Source organism: Streptomyces sp. NPDC002156 (genome assembly GCF_053593675.1).
This window is the reverse complement of sequence record NZ_JBSFDA010000071.1, coordinates 19,250-43,157: the sequence shown is the minus strand read 5'-3', so window position 1 is coordinate 43,157 and position 23,908 is coordinate 19,250. Positions and strand designations below refer to the sequence as shown.

Sequence of the window (23,908 nt, the reverse complement as noted above, 5' to 3'; positions counted from 1 at the left end):
ATGGCTCAACCGAAACGGGACCGCACGAGTCGACGCGAGATCTATCTGAAACTCCGTCAGATGGTCCTGACCCTCGAACTCGCCCCGGGCGCCGCCCTGTCGGAGAACGAACTCGCCGCGTCTCTGGGCGTGAGCCGGACACCGGTGCGGGAGAGCCTGATCCTGCTGTCCCAGGAGGGGCTGGTGCAGGTCTTCCCGAAGATCGGGTCGTTCGTCTCCCGCGTGGACCCGGCGCAGGTCGCCGACGCGCAGTTCCTGCGGGAGGCCGTCGAACTCGCCTCCCTGGACGATCTCCCCGCGGAGCTCGACCCCTCGGTCGACAGGGAACTGCGCGAGAACCTGGACCGGCAGCAGCGCGCGGATCTCGGCCTGGAGGAGTTCTTCGAGCTGGACGAGGCCTTCCACCAGGGCCTGATGCGGCTGAGCGGCCACGGCAACGTGTGGACCAACGTCGCCGCGGCCAAGGGGCACCTCGACCGGGCCAGGCGGCTCGGCCTGCATGAGAACGTGTCGCCGGCCGTGTTCGCCATCCAGCATCGCGAGATCTACGACGCGGTCGTCGCCGGTGATGTCGCGCTCGCCCGCGCCGCCATGCGCACCCATCTGCGGGCCGTCTTCAGCGACATCGAGCGCATCCGCGCACACTCACCGGAACTGTTCGCCAGCGGGCCCTCGACGGTGCCGGTGCGGCGCAATGTGGTGGTGTGGGAGTGACCGCGCACGCCGCGGTCCACGGCGGAGTCCTGACCTCCCGCGGAAAACCCTTCGCCCCAAGGAACCGCACCCATGAACACCCCTCCGGTCGGCCCGAGGACGACCGGATACAGTGCGCGGGACGGTAGCCCGGTCAGAGAGGGGAAGCGTGACCGACACCAGCGACACCCGACCCGCCGACAGCGAGGTGCAGGCTCCGCGGCAGAGCCGACTGCACCGCCTGATGCGCTACATCCCCCTGATCGCGCCCGTCCTGCTGTGGGCCGTGCCCTGCTGGGTGCTCCTGTACACCGGCCAGCACTGGCCGCTGCCCGTCGCGCTGGTCGGCACCGCCCTGTTCGCCCTCGGCCTCGTCGTGATGCCGCTCGCGATGGGGCGCGGGCACGGCCGACGCCAACAGGACCGGGCGGCGATCGTCGGTGACACCCTGCTGGGCGCCGTCTGGGTCCTGTTCACCTGGTCCGTCCTGCTCGGCATCCTCTTGCGGCTCGCCCTGACCGTGACCGGCGTCGGCGAGAGCCAGGACCGCGCCCGGATCGTCACCTGGGCCGTCCTCGGCACCACCGCCCTCCTGCTCGCCTGGGGATACGCCGAAGCCCGCCGCGTGCCGCGCGTGCGCCGCCTCGACGTGCAACTCCCCCGGCTGGGCGCCGGGTTGGACGGCCTCCGCGTCGCCCTCATCACCGACACCCACTACGGCCCCCTCGACCGCGCCCGCTGGTCGGAGCGGGTGTGCGAGACGGTGAACACCCTGGAAGCCGACCTGGTCTGCCACACCGGCGACATCGCGGACGGCACGGCCGAACGCCGCCGCGCCCAGGCCGTCCCGCTCGGTACCGTGCGAGCCACCCGGGCCCGGGTCTACGTCACCGGCAACCACGAGTACTACAGCGAGGCCCAGGGCTGGGTCGACCTGATGGACGAGCTGGGCTGGGAGCCGCTGCGCAACCGCCATCTGCTGCTCGAACGCGGAGGCGACACCCTCGTGGTCGCCGGCGTGGACGACGTCACCGCCGAGTCCTCCGGCCTGCCGGGCCACGGCGCCCACCTCGCCGGAGCCCTGAACGGCGCCGACCCCGATCTGCCCGTCCTGCTCCTCGCCCACCAGCCCAAGTTCATCGACCGGGCGGCAGCCGACGGCATCGACCTCCAGCTCTCCGGCCACACCCACGGCGGCCAGATCTGGCCCTTCCACCACTTGGTCCGCCTCGACCAGCCCGCCGTCGCCGGTCTCAGCCGCCACGGCGCCCGCACCCTCCTCTACACCAGCCGCGGCACCGGCTTCTGGGGCCCGCCCTTCCGCGTCTTCGCCCCCAGCGAGATCACCCTGCTCGTACTCCGCTCCCCGCACCTGCCCACCTCGCAATAGCGCCTCCGGTCACTCCGACAGAGGACGCCGGGGGCACCGGTACCCAATGGGTACTATCGCTGGATGACGACGACATCGGACCTCTGCGACGACCCCAAGAGCGTCTACGCGGCCGCCTGCCCCTGCCGCGACATGCTGGATCTGCTCGCCAACAAGTGGAGCGCTCTCGCCCTGGGGGCACTCGAGGACGGGCCGAGGCGCTTCGGAGCACTGCGAGGCCAGCTGCAGGGCGTGAGCCCGAAGGTCCTTACCCAGACGCTGCGCCGCCTGGAGGACCACGGCCTGATCAACCGCCGGATCTACGCCGAGGTACCTCCCCGTGTCGAATACAGCCTGACCTCGCTCGGCAAGGACGCCTGCGCACCTCTCGCCCATCTGCGCACCTGGGTCGAGCAGAACATCGACCGGTTTCCCGACTCCGACTGACCCCACCTGGATACTTCCCAATGGGAAGTAGACTCCCTTGAAGGTTACTACCCCCCGGTGGATACCTTGCGGCCATGGCCGCCACCCCTCGTCGGCCCACCCCACACGTCGAGGAGATCCATCATGAGTAAGACCTGGAAGACGACGACGATGCCTGCCGTCGCCTACCGCAAGAGCCTGCCGATCGATGACGACGAGAGCCTCGTGGATGTCGAGCTGCCCGTGCCGCAGCCGGGTCCGCACGATCTGCTGGTCCAGGTGGAGGCTGTCGCGGTCAACCCCGTGGACTACAAGGTCCGGCAGAGCAACGACCCGGGCGGCGAACCCAAGGTGCTCGGCTGGGACGCCGCCGGCACGGTCGTCGCGGTCGGTGAGCTGGTGGAGTTGTTCGAGGTCGGCGACGAGGTCTTCTACGCCGGCGCGATCGACCGGCCGGGCACGAACGCACGCTTCCACACCGTCGACGAGCGCATCGTCGGCCGGAAGCCCGCCACGCTCTCCTTCACCGAGGCGGCGGCGCTGCCGCTGACCTCCCTGACCGCCTGGGAGGGCCTGTTCGAACGCCTGGGCCTGCGCGAGCGCGCTCCGGAACAGACCGGCACGCTCCTGGTGACCGCGGCGGCGGGCGGTGTCGGAGCCATGGTGGCCCAGCTGGCGCGAGCCCTCACCGGCCTGACCGTGATCGGCACCGCCTCACGCCCGGAGACCGTCGAGTTCGCCCGCCGGATGGGCGTGACGCACGTGGTCGACCACCATCGCCCGCTGCCGGCGCAGGTGACCGAGGTGGTGCCCGGCGGGGTGGACCACATCTTCAGCACCGCCGGCACGGACCGGAACCTCGCCGCGTACGCCGACATCCTGAAGCCGTTCGGCCGGCTGGTCGCCATCGACGACTTCGGTCCCGTGGAGATCGGCCTGCTGAAGCCGAAGAGCATCTCGTTCCACTGGGAGCTCATGTTCACCCGCTCGCTGTACCGGACCCCGGACCAGGCGGCGCAGCACCACATCCTCGGCGAGATCGCCCGGCTCGTCGACGCGGGCGCCCTGCGCACCACAGCCACCCGGGACCTCGGCGCGATCAACGCCGCCCATCTGCGCGAGGCGCATCGGATCCTGGAGTCCGGCTCCGCCATCGGCAAAATGACGCTCACCGGATTCTGAGTCTTCCGTGAACCTCCTTCTTCTCCGTCCCGTCTACAGGGCTGATGGAGAACAGGCCTTCTCGCAACCATGGAAAGGTGACGGGCATGCGAGTTATGAGGTTCACGCCGGAGCAGCGAACAAATCACCTGCTCAGCTGGGCAACCGAATGGAACGGAACGCGACAAGGGCGAAGTATGTGGGCGTACTCCCTGAGTCTGGGAGGTTCTCATGCCCTTCTGAACGACTGGGTCAACAACGAGAAACTCATGGATCTCCTCTCCCCGGAAGAGAGAAGCGTGATAGCCGCAGCACGCCGACGGGCGACTCGACGCGAGACCGCTGCGATTCGGCGAGCGCGATAGCGGCATATGGCCGTCCGCCATTTTCCGATTTCACCGTTCTTCTCCGGGAAGCAGTAGGGCGCGTGCATGAGATCGGCCGGAGTGGCGAACCGATAGGCCTCCGGCCAGGCTGACGGCAGACATACCGGCGCGCAGGACGGACGCACCTACCAAGCACAAAGGGACTGGTTCCACATGCAGATCGACCTGGCGGGACGCACCGCCCTGGTGACGGGCTCGACACAGGGCATCGGCGCGGCGATCGCCGCCGGGCTCGCGCGCTCCGGCGCCCGGGTGGGGGTGAACGGCCGAGACGAGCGGCGGGTCGAGGAGGCCGTGGCGCGGCTGGCGGCGGAGGTGCCGGGTGCCTCCTTCGTGCCCGTGGCCGCCGACGTGGCGAACGAGGAGGGCGCACAACGCGTCCTGGAAGCACTGCCTGACGTGGACATCCTCGTCAACAACCTCGGCATCTTCGGCTCCGCCGACCCGCTGGAGATCAGCGACGAGGAGTGGCGGCGCTACTTCGAGGTGAACGTGCTGGCCGCGGTACGGCTGACCCGCATGTATCTGCCGGGTATGACGGAGCGCGGCTGGGGCCGGATCCAGTACATCGCCAGCGACTCGGCGGTCGTCATCCCGGCCGAGATGATCCACTACGGCATGTCCAAGACCGCGCTCCTCGCCGTCGGCCGCGGCTTCGCGAAGCAGGCGGCGGGCACGGGCGTGACGGTCAACTCGGTCATCGCCGGACCCACCCACACGGGCGGCGTCGAGGACTTCGTCTACGAACTCGTCGACCGCGACCTGCCCTGGGACGAGGCCCAGCGCGAGTTCATGCGGAAGCACCGGCCGCAGTCCCTCCTGCAGCGGCTGATCGAGCCCGAGGAGATCGCCCACATGGTCGTGTACCTCAGCTCCGACCAGGCTTCGGCCACAACGGGCGGAGCCCTGCGGGTCGACGGTGGATACATCGACTCGATCCTGCCCTGAGGAGGCGGCGGCTTGGCTTCTCCCAGGGCTGGTTTCTTCCAGGGGCTGGTTTCTTCCAGGGGCTGGTTTCTTCCAGGGGCCTGGCGAGGGGTGTCTGCCCGGGAAACTCGTAGGCAGACACACCCTTCGGGTGTACGGCGTCGTCCATCGCGGTGTCGATCCCCTGAGGGCCCCGTCGGCGAGCTGGTGATGCGTCAGCGAGGTGCGCCCGAGGAGTCGGGACCCGGCAGCGCGCGATCGACATCGCCGAGCGCGCCGGCCGCGAGGGCCTGCTCGCCGCGGCCCTCATCGGCCGGCAGGTGCCGCCCCCTTGGCAGGCCCGGCCGTACGGGGTTGTCGACCACGGAGTCGTGAGCGCACTCGAACGGCTGCTCAGGGACACCGAGTTGGACCCGTCGACCCGCTGCCGCCTGCTCGACAGCCTCGTCGCGGAGCTGACCGGCGAGGAGCGCATGCCCTCGGATTCAGTGGGTGTGCCCTCAGCCGGTGCTCCATTTCTGGTTGTCCCCGCCGGTGCAGCTCCACAGTTGCAGTTCCGCGCCGTTGCCGGTCCCCTGGTCGGTGACGTCGACGCACTTGTCGGCCTGGATGTTGACCAGGTCGTGCGCGGCGTTGAGCCGGAACCGCTGGGCCCCGGTGCCGTTGCAGGTGACGAGCTTGATCCACGCGCCGTCCTCCCGTGAACCGCCGTCCACGTCCATGCACTTGCCCAGGGCGCGGACGGTCCCGTCCGACGAGAACTGCCACTTCTGGCGGGCGGCGCCCGTGCAGTCCCAGATCTGCAGGCGGGTGTGGTCCGCCAAGCTGCCTCCGCTCACGTCGATACAGCGGCCGGAGGCGTGGCCCCGGACCAGCACGCCCTTGACCACGTCGGAGTCGGCGTCTCCGGAGTCGACGGTCGGCGCGGAGTCGCCGGGCGAACTCCCGGTCTGCGCCCCGCCGTTCTCGGTGTCGCCCTTCGAAGCGGGCGTCGCATCGCCGGTGTTGTCGCCGGATGCCGGTGAACTGCCGCCCGGGGTCGGCTGCCCGCCAGGCCGCTCGGTCACGTTCGTGGCGTTGGCTTCCAGCGCGGAGGATCCGCCCGACGGCGAGGCGGAGCCGAACGTGCCGGATGCGGCCGGGTTCTCCCCGCCGTCCGGGACCGTGTCCGATCCGGTACCGGCAGCCGCCGGACGCCCCTTGCTGTCGCCGCCGCCGCTCACGAGGAACACGGAGCCGACCAGCAGGACGCCGACGCCGGTGCCGACGGCAGCCGCCAGCAGCATCTTGCGGTACCGCACGAGCAGCGGCACGGACCGGCTCGGAGCGACTGCGACACCGGCGCGGTGGTCAGCCGTGTCTCCGGCAGGGGCATCGGGACGGATACCGGGCACCGCGGTGTCCGGCGGGGTCCCGGTGAGTGCCGCGAACTCGGCCGCCGCCGCGGACATGGGCGGCGGGGGCACGGACTCGGGGTCGGGTACGGCCTCGGGTTCGGAGGTGGCGGCGGACCCCAGCGCGGCAGCGGCCTCGGCGATCGCCGAGGAGCCCTTCGACCGGCGTGGCAGAGGCAGTGACGCGGCGTCGGTCTGGTCGGGCCGGGCCGTGACGGCCTCCGCCGTCGGATCCTCGGAGGAGGCCATCATGTCGTCCTTCCGGTACTGGGGTTGGTGGATTCCCGCGCGGCCGGAACGCCGTCGAGGTGTCGAAGACGTCGTGGTCGTGCGCGGTGGCCCGTGATGGTGCGTGATGGCCTCGGGCGGGCGCCAGCGATCGGCCGTCCACGTACCCGGGGGCGATGTACCCGATGGCGATTCTGTCGTGCTCACGACCGCCTAGGCAAAGGGCGACACGCGGTGTCCGGTACCGGAAGCTCGCGGAGTTCGGCGCGCAGACAGTCGGCGTCGGCGCGGCCGAGCCGTTCGAGGATGTGCAGGGCCGCGGTCCACCCGGCGCGCACCAACTCGGGGCGCCCCGCGCTCAGATGGGTGTCGCCGAGCCGGCCCATGCTGTCCGCCTCGGCATAGGGGGAGGGCGTTGCGGTAGGCGATGACGGCCTCCTCGTGCTGGCCGAGATGGTGGCGGGGGCAGCCGATGCTGTCCCAGATGTCCGCCTCTCCGTAGTCATGGCCGGGCTCCTGAACCGGCCTGCTACCGAACTATGCAGACGGGTCTTGGAACAGACTTGGAACGCTGGAGCCACGAGCTGAGACGGGGGCGCCCGACTTCGCCGCCGGCATGCCCATCAGCCCACCGGCGATCTCCCGGATCAGCGAATGGTCGTACCCTCCGCCTCGTCCAACAAGCCGAGTTCGTGCCGCGTCGGAAGGCCCTCCCAGTCGCCCCGGGTCGCGACGGCGAAGGCCGCGGTGGAGACGGCCCGGTGCAGCCGGGCCGGGATGTCCGCGCCGTCAGAGTTTGATCGCGGCGGCGCCCCGGGCGAGGGCGGCCTCGACCTCGGTCGGTGTCAGGGCGCCCATCAGCACGGGGACGCCGTACGGCTCAAGACCGTCGACCAGCGCCGGGGTGACCAGGTACGACGCGCCAGCGTCCACCGCGCGGGCGGCGTCCGTGGCCGAGCGTACGGTGCCGGCGCCGAGGAGTGCGTCGGGGCCCAGCTCGGTGCGTGCCCGCCGGATGACGGTCAGGGCGTCGGCGGTGGTCAGCGAGACCTCGACGGCCGGGATGCCCTCCTCCGCGAGGGTGCACACGGCGCGCAGGGCAGCGACGGGATCCTTGCCTCGTACGATCGCCAGCAGGCGGTGGGCCCGGAGCGATTCCACCAGGTTCATGGGAGCGGGCTCTCCTTCTGCTTCTGCGTGGCGTGCCGGCTTCGGCTTCTGCTTTTGCGTGGGGCGCCTGCCTGCCTCTCGCGGCATCGTCATGATCTTCTCCCGGGCGACGTGGGGCGCGTCAAGGGTTGGCAATGGTTTCCATATCGATCGGAATCGGCCATGTTCTTGACATTCATTTCCATCTACCGTGGCGCATGCCGGTCCGTCGCGTGCCGACCGGGCCCCCTGTGCATGCTGCTCTCGTGGAGGATCCATGTCCCCGTCCCCGTCCCGGCGTCTCGCCCTGATCACCGGCGCCTCGCTGGCCCTTCTCGCGGGGTGCGGCAGTTCGTCGGACTCCGGCGGTGACGGGAGCGGTGCGCAGGAACCGGTCGCCTCGTCGAAGGTCGCCGTGGTCGCCTCCACCAACGTCTACGGCGACATCGTCGAGCAGATCGGCGGCGCGAAGGTCGACGTCACGTCGATCATCAGCGACCCCGACCAGGACCCGCACTCCTACGAGGCCAACACCCAGAACCAGCTGGCGCTGTCCAAGGCCAAGCTCGTCGTCGAGAACGGCGGCGGCTACGACGACTTCGTGGACCGCATGCTGAAGAGCAGCAGTTCCTCCGCCGAGGTCGTCAACGCCGTCAAGGTCTCCGGGAAGACCGCCCCGAAGGGGGGTGAGCTGAACGAGCACGTCTGGTACGACTTCCCGACCGTCGCGAAGATCGCCGACCGAATAGCCACCGCCCTCGGCAAGGCCGACACCGCCGACGCCGCCCTCTTCACCAAGAACGCCGAGGCCTTCAAGACGAAGCTCACGGCGTTGGAGGCGAAGGAAGCCCAGATCAAGAAGGAGCACGCGGGCGAGGGCATCGCCATCACCGAGCCCGTGCCGCTCTATCTCACCACCGCCAGCGGTCTCGTCAACAAGACGCCCGAGGCGTTCAGCGAGGCCATCGAGGAAGGCGACGACGTCTCCCCCCGGGTGCTTCAGGCCACGCTGGCGGTGTTCTCCGACAAGCAGGTCGCGGCGCTCGTCTACAACGAGCAGACCTCCGGCCCGCAGACCGAGAAGTCCAAGGCCGCGGCCAAGGCGGCCGGCATTCCCGTCGTACCGGTGACCGAGACCCTGCCCGCAGGCAAGGACTACCTCGGCTGGATGACCTCCAACGTCGACGCGCTCGCGAGCGCGCTCGCCAAGTGAGCCGGTCCGCCCCGGAGGCGGTGATCAGCCTGCGCGGCGCCGAACTGTCGTACGGTGCGCGCGTGGTGTGGCAGGGCCTCGACCTGGATGTACGGCCGGGTGAGTTCCTGGCCGTGCTCGGGCCGAACGGCTCGGGCAAGACCAGTTTCGTACGGGCCCTGCTGGGCCGGCAGCCGCTGTCCGCCGGGACTCTGACCGTCCTCGGTGGCCCCGCTCGCGAGGCCGGCCGTCATCTCGGGTACGTCCCCCAGCAGGCGGAACTGTCCGCGCAGGCCATGCTGCGGGCCCGCGATCTCGTGCGCTTCGGCATCGACGGGCACCGTTTCGGACCCCGGCTGCGCACGGGCGCCGTCCGCCACCGGGTCGACGAGATCCTCGCCTCGGTCGGCGCGTCGGCGTACGCCGATGTCCCCCTCGGCATGCTGTCCGGCGGTGAACGGCAGCGCGTCCGGATCGGGCAGGCCCTGGCGACCGACCCGCGCATCCTGCTCTGCGACGAGCCGCTGCTCTCCCTCGACCTGAACCACCAGCGGGCCGTCACCGAACTGGTGGACGCCCGCCGCCGCTCCCACGGCACGTCCGTGGTCTTCGTGACCCACGAGATCAACCCGGTCCTCGGCCTGGTCGACCGCGTGCTGTACCTCGCGCCGGGCGCTCACCGGGTCGGGACCCCGGAGGAGGTCCTGACCTCGGAGTCGTTGTCGCAGCTGTACGGCACCCGGGTCGACGTCCTCCGCGTCCAGGGCCGGGTCGTGGTCGTCGGCGCCCCCGACGGACCGGCCGCACCCCCCCATCACACCAACCAGACCATTCTCGAGACCGAGGAAGTGCGCCGATGACGCTCGCCGAGGGGGTCTGGCACCAGATCTTCAGCTTCGAGAACTACGGCGAGCTGCTGGCGCTGGTCCGCAACTCCCTCATCGCGGGTGCCGCGCTCGGCCTCGTCGGCGGGCTGGCCGGGGTCTTCGTCATCATGCGCGATCTGCCCTTCGCGGTGCACGGCATCAGCGAGCTGTCCTTCGCGGGCGCCTCGGCGGCACTGCTGCTGGGCACGAACATCGTGGCGGGCTCGATCGTGGGGTCGCTCGTCGCGGCCGGTGCGATCGGGGTGCTGGGGGCGCGGGCCCGGGACCGCAACTCGGCGATCGGCATCCTCATGCCGTTCGGACTCGGGCTCGGCGTGCTCTTCCTCGCGCTCTACAAGGGCCGCGCGGCCAACAAGTTCGGCCTGCTCACCGGGCAGATCGTCGCCGTCGACACCCCGCAGATGACCTGGCTCCTGGGCACCTCCGCCCTGGTTCTGGTCGCCCTGGCCGTCATCTGGCGGCCGTTGACGTTCGCCAGCGCCGACCCGGACGTCGCCGCGGCCCGTGGTGTGCCGGTGCGCGGGCTGTCCTTCGTCTTCATGATCGTGCTCGGACTCACCGTCGCCCTGTCGGTCCAGGTCGTCGGCGCGCTGCTGGTCCTGACCCTCGTCGTGACACCCGCCGCGGCCGCCGCCCGCGTCACCGCGTCCCCGGTGCTGCTGCCACTGCTCAGTGTCGTGTTCGCCGTGCTGTCCATCGAGGGCGGCATCCTGCTGGCCCTGGGCAGCTCCATCCCCATCAGCCCGTACGTCACCACGATCTCGTTCGGCATCTACGCACTGTGCCGCCTCGCGGGCTCCTACCGCACCCGGCGCTGGGGAGACCGGAGGCCGGTCCCGCAGCCCGCCTGACACACAGCAGTCGCACAGCACCCACACTTGTCACTCACGGACGAACCCCGGTCCCTCAGGACTCACCTCCCGCACACAGAACGGTGATTGACCCGGTCCGCTCCTCCGGCGCTGCCATATTCGAAAGCCACTTCGGAGGTGGCTGTGACGCTAGAGGCGACAACATCCTGGGCGACGCACGTGCCCGACCGCACCGCCGACCGCATCACCGTTCTGGAGAGCCGTCGGGCGCGGGCACTGACGGAGGGCGGCCCGAGAAGACGCGGGGAGTACGGCGCCCGCGAGCGGATCGACCTGCTGCTGGACGAGGGCTCGTTCACCGAGACCGGGCAGTTCGTCCGGGCGCGGCCCACCGTCGACGGCGGCCCTCGCCCGTACGGGGACGGCGTGGTCACCGGGCACGGCACGGTCGACGGCCGTCCCGTCTGTGTGTTCGCCCAGGATTCCACGGTGTTCGGCGGAAGCATGGGCGAGGCCTTCGGCGAGAAGACGATCGCCCTGATGGACCTGGCGATGAAGACCGGCTGCCCGGTGATCGGCCTCAACGACGGCGGCGGCGCCCGCATCCAGGAGGGCGTCACCTCGCTCGCCCTCTACGCCGAGCTGGTCCGCCGCAACGTCCAGGCGTCCGGGGTGATCCCCCAGCTCTCGGTCGTCCTCGGCCCGTGTGCGGGCGGGGCCGCGTACTCGCCCGCCATCACCGACTTCACCGTGATGGTCGACGGAGCCTCGCACATGTTCGTCACCGGGCCCGACGTCATCGAGGCGGTCACCGGGGAGCGCACCAGCGCGGAGGATCTGGGCGGCGCCCGCACCAGCAACTCCGTGAACGGCAACGCCCACTTCCTCGCCGCCGACGAGGTGGAGGCCCTCGACACCGTACGCGACCTGCTGTCGTACCTGCCCGCCAACAACCTGGAGCGGCCCCCGCAGTACACGCCCGCGGCGGCGCCCGCCGACGTGTGTCTCGACGAGGTCGTGCCGGACCGGCTCGGGCAGGCCTACGACATGCGGGACATCCTGCGGTCGGTCGTCGACGGCGGTGAACTGCTGGAGATCCAGGAGCTGTTCGCGCCGAACATCATCTGCGCGCTGGCCCTCGTCGAGGGCTCCTCCGTCGGTGTCGTCGCCAACCAGCCACTCCACGCAGCCGGTGTCCTCGACATCGACGCCTCCGAGAAGGCCGCGCGCTTCGTACGGTTCTGCGACGCGTTCGGCATCCCGCTGCTGACCTTCGCCGACGTCCCCGGCTATCTGTCCGGCGTCCGTCAGGAGCAGGCCGGGATCATCCGGCGCGGCGCCAAACTCCTGTACGCGTACGCCGAGGCGACCGTCCCGAAGGTGACGGTGGTGGTGCGCAAGGCGTACGGCGGCGGGTACGCGGTCATGGGCTCCAAGCACCTCGGCGCCGACATCAACCTCGCCTGGCCCACCGCCCGGATCGCCGTCATGGGCGCCGAGGGCGCGGTGGGCATCCTGCACCGGCGCGAACTGGCCGCCGCCGACGACCCGGAGACCCTGCGCGCCAGTCTCGTCACCGCGTACGAGAGCACGCACGGCACGCCCTACCTGGCCGCCGAACGCGGGTACGTCGACGCCGTGATCGCCCCGCGCGACACCCGCACCCACATCGTCCGCGCCCTGCGCGCACTGCGCGGAAAGCGCGCCCCGATGCCGACGCGCAGACACGGCAACATCCCCCTCTGACCTCTCTGACTTATCTGACCTATCTGAGACGTCTGAGCCGCCCGAGTGCTCGTGAAGTCGTGAGTCCCGCCGTTACGCGATGTGAGGAGCCATGCCCGATGGACAGCCGCCGCCCCCCGCTCGCCCCCGCCCACCGGAGTCTCCCGGAGTACGTACGCCACTGGGCCGAAACCACCCCCGACCGCCGGGCGTTCACCTTCGTCGACCATCCCGCCCCGCACTCGCGCGGCGTCCACCGCACCATGACCTGGCGCCAATTGGATCTGCGCGTACGGAAGTTGGCCGCCCGGCTCGCCGAGGAGGCCGAGCCCGGATCCCGGGTCGCGCTGCTGTGCCCGCAGGGTACGGACTACGTCACCGCGTTCCTGGCGGCCCTCACGGCAGGACTCGTCGCCGTACCGCTGTATCCGCCCGGCCTGCCCGGACACGGCGACCGGCTCGCCACCGTACTGGGGGACGCGAGTCCCGCGACCGTCGTGACGAACAGTCACCTTCTTGACGACGTACGGGACTTCTGCGCCCGCGTCCTGCCGGTGCGGGTCATCGCAGTCGACCAAGTGCCCGACACCGCCGGGGACTTGCTGTCGGTCACCCCGCACGACGACGCGGTCGCCTACCTCCAGTACACGTCCGGGTCGACCCGTTCCCCGGCGGGCGTGGAGATCACTCACGGCAATGTCGTCGCCAACGCCCGTCAGGCGCTGGCCGCTTACGGTGTGGACGACCGTTCGGTGACCTGTGTGGGCTGGCTGCCGCTGTACCACGACATGGGGCTCGTCCTGAGTGTCGCCGCCCCTGTCGTACGGGGGCTGCTGTCGGTGCTCATGGATCCGGCCGCGTTCCTCCACGAACCGGTGCGCTGGCTGCGGCTGCTCGCCGCGCATCCGCGTGCGCTGAGCGCGGCGCCCAACTTCGCCTACGACTACTGCACTTCGACCGTCACCGAGGCCCAGAGATCAGGACTGCGGCTGGACGGTGTCGCCGCGCTGATCAACGGCAGCGAACCGGTCCGCCCCGGCACGGCCGACCGCTTCCACGCCGCCTTCGCCGCCCAGGGGCTGGCGCCTGACGTCCACTGTCCGTCGTACGGGCTCGCCGAGGCCACCGTCTTCGTCAGCGCCGGCAGACCCGGGGAGCCGCTGCGCCGGTTCGCGCTCGACCGCGACGCCCTCGCCACCGGGAAGGCGTTACCCGCGCGGGCCGACGATCCCAGAGCCGTGACACTGGCCGGCTGCGGGACTCCGGCGGGCCAGCGGGTACGGATCGCCGATCCCGTGTCCCGCGCCCGGTTGTCCGAGGGAGAGATCGGCGAGATCTGGGTGCAGGGGCCCAACGTGGGGCGTGGTTACCGGAATCGGGAGCAGCAGAGCCGACGCGTGTTCGGCGCCGAGTTCGCCGACGGCACGGACGGTGGCGGCCGCTGGCTGCGCACCGGCGACCTCGGGACCTTCCTGGACGGGCAGTTGATCGTCACCGGGCGGCTGAAGGACCTGATCGTCGTCGACGGTCGCAACCACTATCCGCAGGACGTGGAGGCCACGGTCCAGGACGCGGACCCGGCCGTGCGGCGCGATCGGCTCGCCGCGTTCGGGGTGGCGGGTGACGCGGGCGAGCGGGTGGTTGTCGTGGCCGAGCGGGTACGGAGCACCGGCTTCGCGGAGATCGACGTACCGGGACTGGTGCGTGCCGTGCGCGCGGCCGTCTCGGCACGGCACGGGTTGCGGCTCGCGGACGTCCTCCTCGTACCGCCGGGCGCGATTCCGCGTACGTCCAGCGGCAAGGTGGCCCGGGCGCTGACCCGGCAGCGCTATCTGGAAGGTGCCTACGGGCCGGAGGCGGCGGGATGAGCGGCGGCGACGACGAGGGCCGGTTGCGTCGGCTGGTCGCCGAGCGGGTGGCCGCGTGGGGCGGTACCGCTGTCGAGGACGTGCCCATGGACCGGCCGTTGGCGGACCTCGGCATGTCCTCGCGGGACGCGGTCGTGCTGGCCGGGGAACTGTCGCGGGCGACGGGTCGTGAGCTGGCGGCGACGCTGCTGTGGGAGGCGCCCACCGGGGATGCCCTGGTGGCGTACTTGTGCCGCGCGGAGACGGGGCCGGGGACAGGGACAGGAACAGGGGTCGCTCAGGCGCCTGCCCCGGCGACGGCCGACGAGCCCGTCGCGGTCATCGGGGTCGGCTGTCGGCTGCCCGGGGGTGTGCACGGGCCGGGTGACTACTGGCGGCTGCTGGCCGACGGCGTCGACGCCGTGCGCCGGGTTCCGGAGGACCGGTGGCGCGACTTCGGGGCGTTTCCGCCCTCCGACGCGCCCCTGTACGGCGGTTATCTCGACGACATCACCGGGTTCGACGCGGACTTCTTCCGCATCACCCCGCGAGAGGCAGCGGTGATGGACCCGCAACAGCGGATCCTCCTGGAGGTCGTCCACGAGGCCCTCGACCACGCCGCCGTCCCGGCCGCGTCCCTCGCCGGTACCGCCACCGGGGTCTTCATCGGCGTCTCCGCCGCCGAGTACGGCTCGCTCACCGGCGCCGACCCGGCGACCGTCGATCCCTGGGCCCCTGCGGGCGGGGCGCTGAGCGTGACGGCGGGGCGGCTGGCGTATGTGCTGGACACCCGGGGGCCGAGCATGGCCGTCGACACCGCCTGTTCGTCGTCCTTGGTCGCCGTGCATCACGCCTGTGTCAGCCTGCGCACCGGTGAGAGCGACACGGCGATCGCCGCCGGGGTCAACCTGCTGCTCTCCCCCACCGTCGGGGTTGCGTTCCAGCGGGCCGGTGCCCTCGCGCCGGACGGGCGGTGCAAGCCGTTCTCGGCGGCGGCCGACGGCATCGGACGCGGCGAGGGCTGCGCGGCCGTACTGCTCAAGCGGCTGTCCGACGCCGAGCGGGACGGCGATCGCGTCCTTGCCGTCATCCGCGCCACGGCCGTCAACTCCGACGGCCGCTCCAACGGCCTCCTGGCCCCCAACCCCGCTGCCCAGCAAGCCCTGTTGACCACCGTCTACGCCCGGTCCGGACTCTCCCCCGCCCACATCGACCACGTCGAGGCCCACGGCACCGGCACCCGGCTCGGCGACCCGATCGAGGCGGGCGCGCTCAGTGCCGTACTCGGCGCCGGCCGCGACCCCGACCAGCCGCTGCTGCTCGGCTCCGTCAAAGGCAACCTCGCCCATCTGGAGGCCGCCGCTGGCATCGCCGGACTGGTGAAAACGGTCCTCGCACTGCACCACGACGTCATCCCACCCTCCCTGCACTGCACGGACGGGAGCGCCCTCGACGACGTACGGCTGCGGGTGGTCACCGAGTGCGAGCCGTGGCCGCGTTACGGCGGTACGGCCACCGCCGGGGTGTCCGGCTTTGGGTTCGGCGGCACCAACGCCCATGCGGTACTGGAGGAATGGCGGCCCGAGGTCCTCCCGCCGCCCCGGGAGGAGGACCCGGTGCCCCGCCTCCACCTCCTCTCCGACGTCGACACCGTCCGTCTCAGCGACACGGCGTCCCGGCTCGCCGACTGGCTCCGGACGCCCGAGGGCGGCGCCGCCCACCCCGCCGACGTGGCACGCACGCTCGCCGGGCGGGGTGGGCGAGGGCCGGTACGCGCGGCGATCGTCGCCCGCGACCGTGCCGAACTCGCGGACGGGCTGGGCGCGTTGACGCAGGGGCTCCCTCATCCACGGCTCGTGACGGACACGCGGAACCTCGTCGGGCGCGGGCCGGTGTGGGTCTTCTCCGGGTACGGGAGCCAGTGGGCCGGTATGGGGCGTCGGCTGCTCGCCGAGGAGCCCGCCTTCGCCGCCGCCGTCGAGAAGCTCGACGCGCAGATCGCCCCGGAGTGCGGGCTGTCCCTGTACGACCAGCTGGCGTCCGGCGGCGACCTCGACCGGCTCGAAGTCACCCAACCCGTGCTGTTCGGGCTCCAGTTGGCGCTGGCCGAGCTGTGGCGCTCGTACGGTGTCGAGCCCGCCGCCGTCATCGGCCATTCCGTGGGCGAGGTGGCCGCCGCGGTGTGCGCGGGCGCACTGGACGTGTCGGAGGCCGCCCGGGTGGTCGCCGTACGGGCCCGGTTACTCAGCGGACTGCGCGGCGGCGCCATGGCTGTCGTCGACCTCGACGACGGTGAACTCGACGCCCTGGAACGGGACTTCCCCGGCGTCTGCGTCGCCGTCCACTCCTCGCCCGGACAGAAGGTCGTCACCGGGGAGGAGGCCGCGGTGGCCCGGTTGGTACGGCGGCTGGAGCAGGAAGGGCGGACCGCTCGCGCCCTGCATGTCGTCGGCGCCGGGCACTCCCCCCAAGTCGATCCGCTGCTGCCGGAGTTGACCGAATCCCTGGCCGACATGGCGGGCGGCCGACCCCGTGTCCCCGTCTACTCCACCGTCCTGGACGACCCGCGCGGCGACTCCCTCTTCGACGCCGCCCATTGGGCCGCGAACCTGAGACGGCCCGTGCGCCTGGACCAGGCCGTCGCTGCGGCCCACGCCGACGGTCACACCGCCTTCGTCGAGATCTCGCCCCACCCGGTCCTGACCAGGGCGATCACCGACACCGCGCCCGGCGCCCTCGCCATCGGCACCCTGCGCCGCGACGCCGACAGTTACGCCGAGTTCCTGGCCCAGGTGGGCGCCCTGTACTGCGCGGGCGGGCGACTGCCGTTGCCACCGGGCCACGTCATCGACCTGCCCGCGCCACGCTGGCGGCACGTCCGGCACTGGTGGACGGACGGCAGGCATGCGACACCCGCCGCCAAGGAGGCGGACGTACCGGACACGTCCGTCGCCGGACGGCTGCGGCACCACATCGCCGCCGTCACCGGTCACCCGGCGACCCGTATCACGCCCGCCACCGCGCTGGCGGACCTCGGACTGGACTCCCTGATGGCGGTCCGTATCCGCACCGCCCTGGAAGGCGAGTTCGGGATCGAGCTGCCCCTGCGCGAGCTGCTCGGCGCCACCACTGTCGAGGCCGTGGCCGAGCGCCTCCAACAGGCGCTCCCCACAGGCGAGTCGGCCGCCCCTCTGCGCACCCTGCGCGCCACCGGCTCCGGTGCCCCGCTCTTCCTCGTCCACGCCGCCGGCGGTACGACCGACGTCTACCGGACGCTCGTCGAACGGCTCGGCGAGGAACGGCCGGTGCACGGCCTGGAACGGCTCCCGGACGCCCGTACGGTGACTGAGAAGGCGCAGCTCTACGCCCAGGCTGTCACCGCCGCCCACCCCAACGGGCCGTATCTACTTGCCGGTTGGTCCTTCGGTGGCTTCGTCGCTCAGGAGACCGCACGGCAACTCGCCGCCGCCGGGCGGGAGGTCGGGCTCGTGGCGCTCCTCGACTCCGTACGGCCACTCCCCCGGCCCGGCGACACTCCGGCCGACCGGATCCGCGCCCACTTCACGGGCTTCGCCCGTCATGTCGCCGATGCGTACGGGGTCCAACTGGAGCTGCCGTACGACGAGTTGCTGGCGATGGACGACGACGGTGAGCGCATCGACACCGTGCTGCGGGCCCTGCGCGCGGCCGTCGACGTACCGCCCGCCGCTCTGGAGCATCAGCGCTCCTCGTATCTGGACCTGAGGATCGGCGAGGCGCACGAACTCGGGCCCTACGGCGGGCGGGTGGTGCTCTACCGGGCCACCGAGCCCGCTCCGCACACCGTGCGCGACCCGGCGTACGAGCGGGACGACGAGGCGCTCGGCTGGGACGAGGTGTGTCCGCGCCTGACGGTCGTTCCGGTCGCGGGGCACCATCTGTCGCTGCTCGACCCGCCGTACGTCGACGAGATCGCCGCCCATCTGCGGTGCGCGCTCGACGAGCACAGCCGCTGAACCGGACCACGAGGAGCCGCCATGTCCCACCACCACGCCGCAGGAGTGTCCCGACGGACCGTCGCCAAGGCAGCCGCCGCCGTCGGGCTCACCGGGCTGCTCGGGGCGAGAACCGCCACCGCGCACGCCGCGACCCGCCTCGGTCCGCGCACCCTGGACGTCTCTGTGTCGTCGCCCGCCCTGGGCCGCAGCGCGCCGGTGCGGCTCATCCTGCCGTCGGGGTTCGACACCCAGCCGGGGCGGACCTACCCCGTCCTCTACCTCTTGCACGGCGCCCACGACGACTACACGTCCTGGACCCGGGAGACGGACATCGAGGCGTTCACCGAGGGCCGGGACCTGATCGTGGCGATGCCGGACGCGGGGCCCACCGGCATTCCCAGTGCCTGGCGCGGTGGGCCCGACTACGAGACCTTCCAGCTCACGGAGGTCCCCGCGCTGCTCGCCCGTGGGTACCGGGCCTCCGGTGTCCGGGCGGTCGCCGGGGTCTCCACCGGCGGCTACGGGGCGATGGCGCACACGGCGCGCCATCCGGGCATGTTCGCGGCGGCGGCCTCGTACAGCGGCATCCTCGACACCACCGCACCCGGGGTGCCCCCTCTCGTGGACGCCATCGTGGCCCGTGAGGACCTCGCGCCCCGCTCCCTCTGGGGCAGCCCGCTGCTGAACCTCCTCACCTGGCGCGACTTCAATCCGCGGGCCCGCGCCGAGGGGCTGCGCGGCACCCCGTTGTACGTCTCCAGCGGCAGCGGGATCGTCGGCGGCACCGGGGACTGGCTGCCCGAGGCGCTGGAGAGCGCGCTGTGGCTCTCCGCGCACGCCTTCACCGACACGCTCGCCCTGCTCCGTGTCCCGGTCACCACCCACTACTACGCGGGAGGAGGACACAGCTGGGCCTACTGGAAAGGGGAGTTCAGCGCGTCGTGGCCGATGCTCGCCGGTGCGCTGGGGGTGCCGGAGTGAGGCCCGTGCCGTCGGGGCACGGAACGGAGCGCAGGGGACGTCCGTCCAACCCTGGACTTGTCCCCCGCCCCACGGGCAACAGCCCTAGGGTGAGCCGTCTCCGGGTGAAAGGAGGGCCCGCCGTGGCCACCCCCTCCCCGCACGGCGCCCCGGACGGCTCCGGAGCGACCCCTGTGCCGGCCGAACTGGCCAAACTGCTGCGCGACCAGTTGGAGGCCGTCGCCGACGAGGTGGAGGCGGAGGTACTCACCCAGGTCCCGGAGTACGCCGCCCGGTCGTTCGACGGATCGAGCCGCGCGCTCCTCAGATCGGGGGTCGTGCAGGCGCTCACCCTGTTCGTCGACCACATCGCCGACCCGCGCGCCCGGGGAGACTCGATCACCGCGATCTACCACGAACTGGGGCGCGGCGAGGCGCTGGAGGGACACAGCCTCGAAACGCTGCAGTCCGCGCTGCGGGTCGGCGGGCTGCACGCCTGGCGGTTGCTGGGCCGGACGACAGAGGAACTCGGGCTTGACTCCTCGGTCATGGCCGGGCTGGGCGAGCTGGCGTTCCGGACCGTGCACGAGGTCGCCGAGGCCGCGGCGGCGGGGTACGCGGAGGGGCAGCTGCGTTCCACGGACGAGCTGGAACGGCGCCGGGGCCGGCTGCTCGCCCTGTTGCTGGGCGAGGGGCCGGTGTCCCCGGAGGCGGTGCGGGACCTGGCGCACGGCGCCCGGTGGACCGTACCGCCGTACGTCGCGGTCGTCGTCCTCGCGGCCACGCCCGAACAACGGGACGAGGAGCGGCCGTTGGTGGCGGCAGGGGCGCTGGTCGACATGGAGACCCGGCCGCCGCGGATGCTGGTGCCCGACCCGGACGGCTCGGGCGGCTTCGGCGGGCGGGCGTTCACCCTCGCACTGCGGGGGCGGCCGGCGGCGATCGGGCCGACTGTGCCGCTGACCGAGGCCGCCAGGTCGCTGCACTGGGCCACCCGGGCCCTCGGGCTGATGGGGCGCGGGATTCTTCCCCGGCAGGGGGTCGTGCGCTGCGCCGACCACCTGTCGACCCTGCTGCTGCACAGCGACGAGCCGATGCTCGACCAGCTCCGGGCGCGTGTCCTCGCTCCCCTCGACACGGTCTCGGAGCAGCAGCGCGGCAGGCTCGCAGAGACACTGATCGCGTGGCTGCTCAGCGGCAGCAACGTGCCTGACGTCGCCGCCCGGCTGCACATCCACCCGCAGACGGTCCGCTATCGCCTGCGCCAGCTGGAGAAACTCTTCGGCGAGGCCGAGCTGCACGATCCGGGTACGCGTCTGGATCTGATCCTGGCACTCACCTCGGCACAAAAAGGCGAGGAATTCCTGAATTCCCGTCCATAACCCTCAGTGCGGCAACGCGAATACGTTCGGGACGTCCTTTTCCATAGGCGCTGACACGCCTCACCCGCAAAGGATCCCCCATGCCTATCCGCTACTGTCTCGCCGCGCTCGCATTCGCCGGCGGGGCCGCACTGACCACGGTCCCGGCACCCGCCGCGTCCGCCGCCGTGACCGCCGCCGCCTGTACCGACATCGACGTCGTCGCTGCTCGGGGCACGTTCGAGCCGGGCACGCTCGGCGCGATCGTCGGCGACCCGGTGTATTCCGCGCTCCAGCGGAAACTGACGGGCAAAAGCCTGTCCAGCTACAAGGTGGACTATCCGGCGGACCTTTCCCTGACCTCGGCCGCCCAGGGCAACTCGGATCTGGTGGACCACGTCAGGAGCCAGGCGGCTTCCTGTCCGAGCCAGCGTTTCATTCTGGTCGGATATTCGCAGGGCGCGAACGTCGTCGACAACTCCGTCGGAATCAGCAGCGCCGGCGCGGTGGTCGGTAGCCCGATCGTGGCCACCATTCCGGCCGCGCTGGAGCCGAGGGTCGCCGCGTTGCTGCTGTTCGGCAACCCGATCCGGGCCATCGGCAAGAGCGTCACCGGCACCTACCAGAGCCGCACCATCGACTTCTGCGCCGAGGGCGACCCCATCTGCGAGAACGGCGGCGACGACGTACTGGCCCACCTCGGCTACACCGCGAACGCGGGTGCGGCGGCCGACTTCGCCGCGACCAAGGTCTGAGCCGAAGGCCGTACAGGGCAGGAAAGGGCCCGGGAGGAAATTCCTCCCGGGCCCTTCTTCCATGGGGGAACTCTTGGGGAGCTGCGAGGGACCTACTGGGGATCCCGGGCGAACTCCGTGAGGCTCGTGGAGACGGGCTCCGGACGGCCGTTGTTCTGCTCGGGAGCCGCGGTCAGCACATCAAGGTGCTGGTAGCCGTCGGCGACCACGGGATCGAGGTCGGCGGGGACCCGGCCCGCGAGCAGTCCGTCGCCCGCGAGCACGGTGAGTGTCGGGTTGGCGGTGAGCCCCTCCGGGTGCACGATCAGCCGCTTCACCTGCGGGGAGGTGGCCAGTTGGAGGTCGGTGACCAGCTTGGTCGGGAAGTACTGCTCGGTGAAGTCGAGCGGCTGTTCGGCGAGACTGCGGGCCAGCTCCTGGATGTCGGTGACCTCCTTGCCCGCGCCGGTGAAGGGCGTCCCGTCCGCCGACCGGTATCCGGGGTCGTCGGGATCGCCGACGCGGTCGTAGTTCCGCCACGTGTAGAGCGGCCCGTGCGGCCGGTCCGGGATGGCCTTGTACGCGGTGCCGAACAGCCCCGGCTGCTGGTCACCGCCGTTGGCGACGGGGAAGGTCTTGTCCACGATCGGCCCGCCGTCGAAGAACCCCACGCTGCTCTGCAGGAACGCCAGCGGTACGGAGTTGTCGTCCAGCAGCGCGCCGAGCACCGCCTCGTTGGTGAGCCGGAAGTCCTTCACGGCCGGTGTGCCGGTGAGAAAGACACCGGCGTCCTTGGAGAACAGGAAGCGGTTCGTCGCCTCGATGTTGACGTTGGCAGGCAGATACGACGGCAGGTCGGCCTCGCCGCCCCCGTCCCGTACGGCACCCAGGCCCGCGATGGCCAGCAGGGTCATCGTCTCGGCGTTGAGCAGGACCGGCGCGGACAGCGAACGGGGCAGCACTCCGCTGTCGAGCCCGGCCTGGACGACGCCGTAACCGAGGCCGATGTCGGGCAGGTTGGTGTCGTCCGGGATGCTGCCGCTCAGGTCGGCGAGCGAGGTGGAGACGGTGGTGTCGAGGGCGAAGTAGCCCGCGCACTGACGGTGTCCGGCGTCGGCCGTCGTGGCCGGGTCGCCGTCGAAGTCGGCGACCGCGAAGTACCCGGTGATCACCCCGCCCAGGGAGTGCCCGCCGCACAGCACCTTCTCCTCGCGCAGCGCCTGGTCGGGCAACTCGGCGGTGAGCAGGGCGTATTGGTCGCGGACGGTCTGCTCGATGCCGAGTTTCGCCATCCATCCGAGCTTGTCGTTGCCGAGGAACCCGGCGAACGTACGGCCCTCGACCTGCTTGCCCCGGTAGTAGTAGTCGACGGCCGTGTGCTGGTCGCCGGAGTCGGTACCGGTGTGGTCCTCCAGGCAGTTGGAGCGCCGGTCCAGCGCCCAGAACTCGATGTGCAGCCCGCGCTCGGCGGCCTGCGCCACGGTGTTGCGGGCGACGCTGTCGAAGGCCCCGGCGCCTTCCAGGATGCCCGGCTGGGCGACGAGGATCCGGTCGGCGTCGGCCGAAGACGCGGGCCCGTCGGAGGAGCGGTAGCGCAGGTACGACAGCCAGTCGCACGCCGCCGGCCGGGCCCCGAAGGACGCCGGCAGCGGTGCCTTCACCCGGACCACCGTCTCCGTCACCCCGGCGACCGCACCCGGGCTGGACGACGCCACGGGGGCCTCGGTGCGCGTGCTTTCACCTCGCGCGTCCGGGGCCACCACGGTGAGCGTCCCGGTGGTCAGCAGCACCGCAAGCGCGGTGCTGCGCCACGAACTCCCTCTGCTGCGACTCGTCTTCATAGCGGGACCGTAGGACCGCGGGGACCACGCGATCAGGCGGTGCTCACAAGAACGCAGCTCCCGTTGGCACCTTTGTCATCAGGCACCAACTCCTCATGCCCGTCAGGCCGCCTACAGTCCGTCGGCCTTCATCGCGGCGACGATCCGGACATGGCGATCGGCCGCCGTACCGGAGAACTCGTTCTCGTAGTTGAGGCCGTACGGCCAGAAGTGGCCGCCGCCGGTGGAGATCTTGGCGCTCGATCCGTCGAACTGCCGTACCAGCGCCGTGGCTTGCGCGCCGGTCCAGGTGCCGCTGCCGCCCAGCGAGGACCAGCCGGAGCTGGTGCCCACGCCTATCGTGTGGGCGATCTCGTGCAGGGCGGTCCGCTCGGTCATGTAACTGCGGTTGCTGCCGAAGCGGATGGTCCCGTTGATGTTGCCGTCCGCGGTGGGCACGCCGGGCTCGTAGCGGACGGTGATGGTCTTCCCGAGGTCGCTGAGGTTGTTGTAGCGGGCCACGGCGGCGTTCATGGCCGTGGTGATGAGGTTGTACGCACTCTGCTGGTCCGTCGTGGGGTTGCTCGCCCTGACGAGGGTCCAGGTGATGGTGGCCGCCGCGGCCCGTTCGCCGGCGACCGGTGCCGGCTGCGGTGCCGCCTGTGCGATGCCGGGACCTGCCAGCATCGCGGCTGCCAGGGCGGCCACAACTGCCTTGTTGCGCCAAGGGGATCGCCGAGAACTCGACTCTGAACTCATGGGGGCTCCTGTGGGGGGGGAGGACCGAAGAGGAAACGTGCCCACCATCTTGACGTGTTCATTCCCGTAATCAAGCATGTGAACGCGATTCCTTCTGTTCG

Annotated in this window: 18 protein-coding genes and 2 pseudogenes; 14 read left to right on the top strand and 6 right to left on the bottom strand. The window is 71.3% G+C overall.

Annotation, left to right across the window (positions count from 1 at the left end):
- The 5 genes from ACWCRB_RS26590 to ACWCRB_RS26570 all read left to right on the top strand — a co-directional run bounded on the left by ACWCRB_RS26590 (nucleotide 1) and on the right by ACWCRB_RS26570 (nucleotide 4,983).
- Nucleotides 1–714 carry a GntR family transcriptional regulator gene (locus tag ACWCRB_RS26590; protein ID WP_450998432.1) on the top strand — a complete coding sequence of 238 codons (714 nt, stop codon included), beginning with the start codon at nucleotides 1–3 and terminating at the stop codon, nucleotides 712–714.
- A gap of 148 nt (nucleotides 715–862) precedes the next feature.
- On the top strand, nucleotides 863–2,083 hold the full coding sequence (locus ACWCRB_RS26585; protein WP_450998431.1) for a metallophosphoesterase: 1,221 nt from the start codon (nucleotides 863–865) through the stop codon (nucleotides 2,081–2,083).
- A gap of 63 nt (nucleotides 2,084–2,146) precedes the next feature.
- Entirely contained in the window at nucleotides 2,147–2,509 is a 363-nt protein-coding gene (locus ACWCRB_RS26580; protein ID WP_450998430.1) for a winged helix-turn-helix transcriptional regulator, read from the top strand.
- Nucleotides 2,510–2,632: 123 nt separating this feature from the next.
- Nucleotides 2,633–3,670 carry a zinc-binding alcohol dehydrogenase family protein gene (locus tag ACWCRB_RS26575; protein ID WP_450998429.1) on the top strand — a complete coding sequence of 346 codons (1,038 nt, stop codon included), beginning with the start codon at nucleotides 2,633–2,635 and terminating at the stop codon, nucleotides 3,668–3,670.
- Nucleotides 3,671–4,188: 518 nt separating this feature from the next.
- Nucleotides 4,189–4,983, top strand: a complete 795-nt coding sequence (locus ACWCRB_RS26570) for an SDR family NAD(P)-dependent oxidoreductase (protein ID WP_450998428.1) — start codon at nucleotides 4,189–4,191, stop codon at nucleotides 4,981–4,983.
- A 479-nt stretch (nucleotides 4,984–5,462) separates the two neighbouring features.
- Here ACWCRB_RS26570 and ACWCRB_RS26565 read toward each other — a convergent pair whose 3' ends face one another.
- The 4 genes and pseudogenes from ACWCRB_RS26565 to ACWCRB_RS26550 all read right to left on the bottom strand — a co-directional run.
- Nucleotides 5,463–6,605, bottom strand: coding sequence for a ricin-type beta-trefoil lectin domain protein (locus ACWCRB_RS26565; protein WP_450998427.1), 1,143 nt, complete (start codon nucleotides 6,603–6,605; stop codon nucleotides 5,463–5,465).
- Between the two features lie 182 nt (nucleotides 6,606–6,787).
- Nucleotides 6,788–6,970 carry a hypothetical protein gene (locus tag ACWCRB_RS26560; protein ID WP_450998426.1) on the bottom strand — a complete coding sequence of 61 codons (183 nt, stop codon included), beginning with the start codon at nucleotides 6,968–6,970 and terminating at the stop codon, nucleotides 6,788–6,790.
- Between the two features lie 261 nt (nucleotides 6,971–7,231).
- Nucleotides 7,232–7,375: pseudogene (locus ACWCRB_RS26555) on the bottom strand (sugar kinase); the annotation flags it as partial.
- A gap of 1 nt (nucleotide 7,376) precedes the next feature.
- Nucleotides 7,377–7,754 (bottom strand): annotated as a pseudogene (locus ACWCRB_RS26550) (bifunctional 4-hydroxy-2-oxoglutarate aldolase/2-dehydro-3-deoxy-phosphogluconate aldolase); the annotation flags it as partial.
- A 256-nt stretch (nucleotides 7,755–8,010) separates the two neighbouring features.
- Between ACWCRB_RS26550 and ACWCRB_RS26545 the strand changes: the two are divergent.
- The 9 genes from ACWCRB_RS26545 to ACWCRB_RS26505 all read left to right on the top strand — a co-directional run bounded on the left by ACWCRB_RS26545 (nucleotide 8,011) and on the right by ACWCRB_RS26505 (nucleotide 21,249).
- The gene (locus tag ACWCRB_RS26545) at nucleotides 8,011–8,946 is read left to right on the top strand and encodes a metal ABC transporter solute-binding protein, Zn/Mn family (RefSeq protein WP_450998425.1); all 936 of its coding nucleotides are present in this window, start codon (nucleotides 8,011–8,013) and stop codon (nucleotides 8,944–8,946) included.
- Nucleotides 8,943–9,785 carry a metal ABC transporter ATP-binding protein gene (locus ACWCRB_RS26540; RefSeq protein ID WP_450998424.1) on the top strand — a complete coding sequence of 281 codons (843 nt, stop codon included), beginning with the start codon at nucleotides 8,943–8,945 and terminating at the stop codon, nucleotides 9,783–9,785. Before ACWCRB_RS26545 ends, ACWCRB_RS26540 begins: the two co-directional genes overlap by 4 nt.
- The gene (locus ACWCRB_RS26535; protein WP_450998423.1) at nucleotides 9,782–10,663 is read left to right on the top strand and encodes a metal ABC transporter permease; all 882 of its coding nucleotides are present in this window, start codon (nucleotides 9,782–9,784) and stop codon (nucleotides 10,661–10,663) included. The genes ACWCRB_RS26540 and ACWCRB_RS26535 overlap by 4 nt, the downstream gene beginning before the upstream one ends.
- A 144-nt stretch (nucleotides 10,664–10,807) precedes the next feature.
- Nucleotides 10,808–12,370 carry an acyl-CoA carboxylase subunit beta gene (locus ACWCRB_RS26530; RefSeq protein ID WP_450998439.1) on the top strand — a complete coding sequence of 521 codons (1,563 nt, stop codon included), beginning with the start codon at nucleotides 10,808–10,810 and terminating at the stop codon, nucleotides 12,368–12,370.
- Nucleotides 12,371–12,468: 98 nt separating this feature from the next.
- Entirely contained in the window at nucleotides 12,469–14,217 is a 1,749-nt protein-coding gene (locus ACWCRB_RS26525) for a fatty acyl-AMP ligase (protein WP_450998422.1), read from the top strand.
- On the top strand, nucleotides 14,214–18,191 hold the full coding sequence (locus ACWCRB_RS26520; protein WP_450998421.1) for an acyltransferase domain-containing protein: 3,978 nt from the start codon (nucleotides 14,214–14,216) through the stop codon (nucleotides 18,189–18,191). The genes ACWCRB_RS26525 and ACWCRB_RS26520 overlap by 4 nt, the downstream gene beginning before the upstream one ends.
- Nucleotides 18,192–18,212: 21 nt before the next feature.
- Complete coding sequence (locus ACWCRB_RS26515) at nucleotides 18,213–19,154, top strand: alpha/beta hydrolase (RefSeq protein WP_450998420.1); 942 nt, start codon at nucleotides 18,213–18,215, stop codon at nucleotides 19,152–19,154.
- Between the two features lie 122 nt (nucleotides 19,155–19,276).
- Entirely contained in the window at nucleotides 19,277–20,515 is a 1,239-nt protein-coding gene (locus ACWCRB_RS26510; RefSeq protein WP_450998419.1) for a PucR family transcriptional regulator, read from the top strand.
- Between the two features lie 80 nt (nucleotides 20,516–20,595).
- Nucleotides 20,596–21,249 carry a cutinase family protein gene (locus tag ACWCRB_RS26505; protein WP_450998418.1) on the top strand — a complete coding sequence of 218 codons (654 nt, stop codon included), beginning with the start codon at nucleotides 20,596–20,598 and terminating at the stop codon, nucleotides 21,247–21,249.
- Nucleotides 21,250–21,341: 92 nt separating this feature from the next.
- Here the strand turns inward: ACWCRB_RS26505 and ACWCRB_RS26500 are convergent, their stop codons facing one another.
- Together ACWCRB_RS26500 and ACWCRB_RS26495 are read right to left on the bottom strand one after the other, a co-directional pair.
- Complete coding sequence (locus tag ACWCRB_RS26500) at nucleotides 21,342–23,069, bottom strand: hypothetical protein (protein ID WP_450998417.1); 1,728 nt, start codon at nucleotides 23,067–23,069, stop codon at nucleotides 21,342–21,344.
- A 111-nt stretch (nucleotides 23,070–23,180) separates the two neighbouring features.
- Nucleotides 23,181–23,807 carry a hypothetical protein gene (locus ACWCRB_RS26495; protein WP_450998416.1) on the bottom strand — a complete coding sequence of 209 codons (627 nt, stop codon included), beginning with the start codon at nucleotides 23,805–23,807 and terminating at the stop codon, nucleotides 23,181–23,183.
- Nucleotides 23,808–23,908 lie beyond the last annotated feature (101 nt).

Excerpts from the sequence above, each read along its gene's own strand:
- ACWCRB_RS26570 (WP_450998428.1), top strand. The coding sequence starts at position 4,189 with ATGCAGATCGACCTGGCGGGACGCACCGCCCTGGTGACGGGCTCGACA.
- ACWCRB_RS26505 (WP_450998418.1), top strand. The coding sequence starts at position 20,596 with ATGCCTATCCGCTACTGTCTCGCCGCGCTCGCATTCGCCGGCGGGGCC.
- ACWCRB_RS26520 (WP_450998421.1), top strand. The coding sequence starts at position 14,214 with ATGAGCGGCGGCGACGACGAGGGCCGGTTGCGTCGGCTGGTCGCCGAG.
- ACWCRB_RS26515 (WP_450998420.1), top strand. The coding sequence starts at position 18,213 with ATGTCCCACCACCACGCCGCAGGAGTGTCCCGACGGACCGTCGCCAAG.
- ACWCRB_RS26545 (WP_450998425.1), top strand. The coding sequence starts at position 8,011 with ATGTCCCCGTCCCCGTCCCGGCGTCTCGCCCTGATCACCGGCGCCTCG.
- ACWCRB_RS26560 (WP_450998426.1), bottom strand. The coding sequence starts at position 6,970 with ATGGGCCGGCTCGGCGACACCCATCTGAGCGCGGGGCGCCCCGAGTTG.
- ACWCRB_RS26525 (WP_450998422.1), top strand. The coding sequence starts at position 12,469 with ATGGACAGCCGCCGCCCCCCGCTCGCCCCCGCCCACCGGAGTCTCCCG.
- ACWCRB_RS26565 (WP_450998427.1), bottom strand. The coding sequence starts at position 6,605 with ATGGCCTCCTCCGAGGATCCGACGGCGGAGGCCGTCACGGCCCGGCCC.
- ACWCRB_RS26580 (WP_450998430.1), top strand. The coding sequence starts at position 2,147 with ATGACGACGACATCGGACCTCTGCGACGACCCCAAGAGCGTCTACGCG.
- ACWCRB_RS26500 (WP_450998417.1), bottom strand. The coding sequence starts at position 23,069 with ATGAAGACGAGTCGCAGCAGAGGGAGTTCGTGGCGCAGCACCGCGCTT.
- ACWCRB_RS26495 (WP_450998416.1), bottom strand. The coding sequence starts at position 23,807 with ATGAGTTCAGAGTCGAGTTCTCGGCGATCCCCTTGGCGCAACAAGGCA.
- ACWCRB_RS26535 (WP_450998423.1), top strand. The coding sequence starts at position 9,782 with ATGACGCTCGCCGAGGGGGTCTGGCACCAGATCTTCAGCTTCGAGAAC.
- ACWCRB_RS26575 (WP_450998429.1), top strand. The coding sequence starts at position 2,633 with ATGAGTAAGACCTGGAAGACGACGACGATGCCTGCCGTCGCCTACCGC.
- ACWCRB_RS26590 (WP_450998432.1), top strand. The coding sequence starts at position 1 with ATGGCTCAACCGAAACGGGACCGCACGAGTCGACGCGAGATCTATCTG.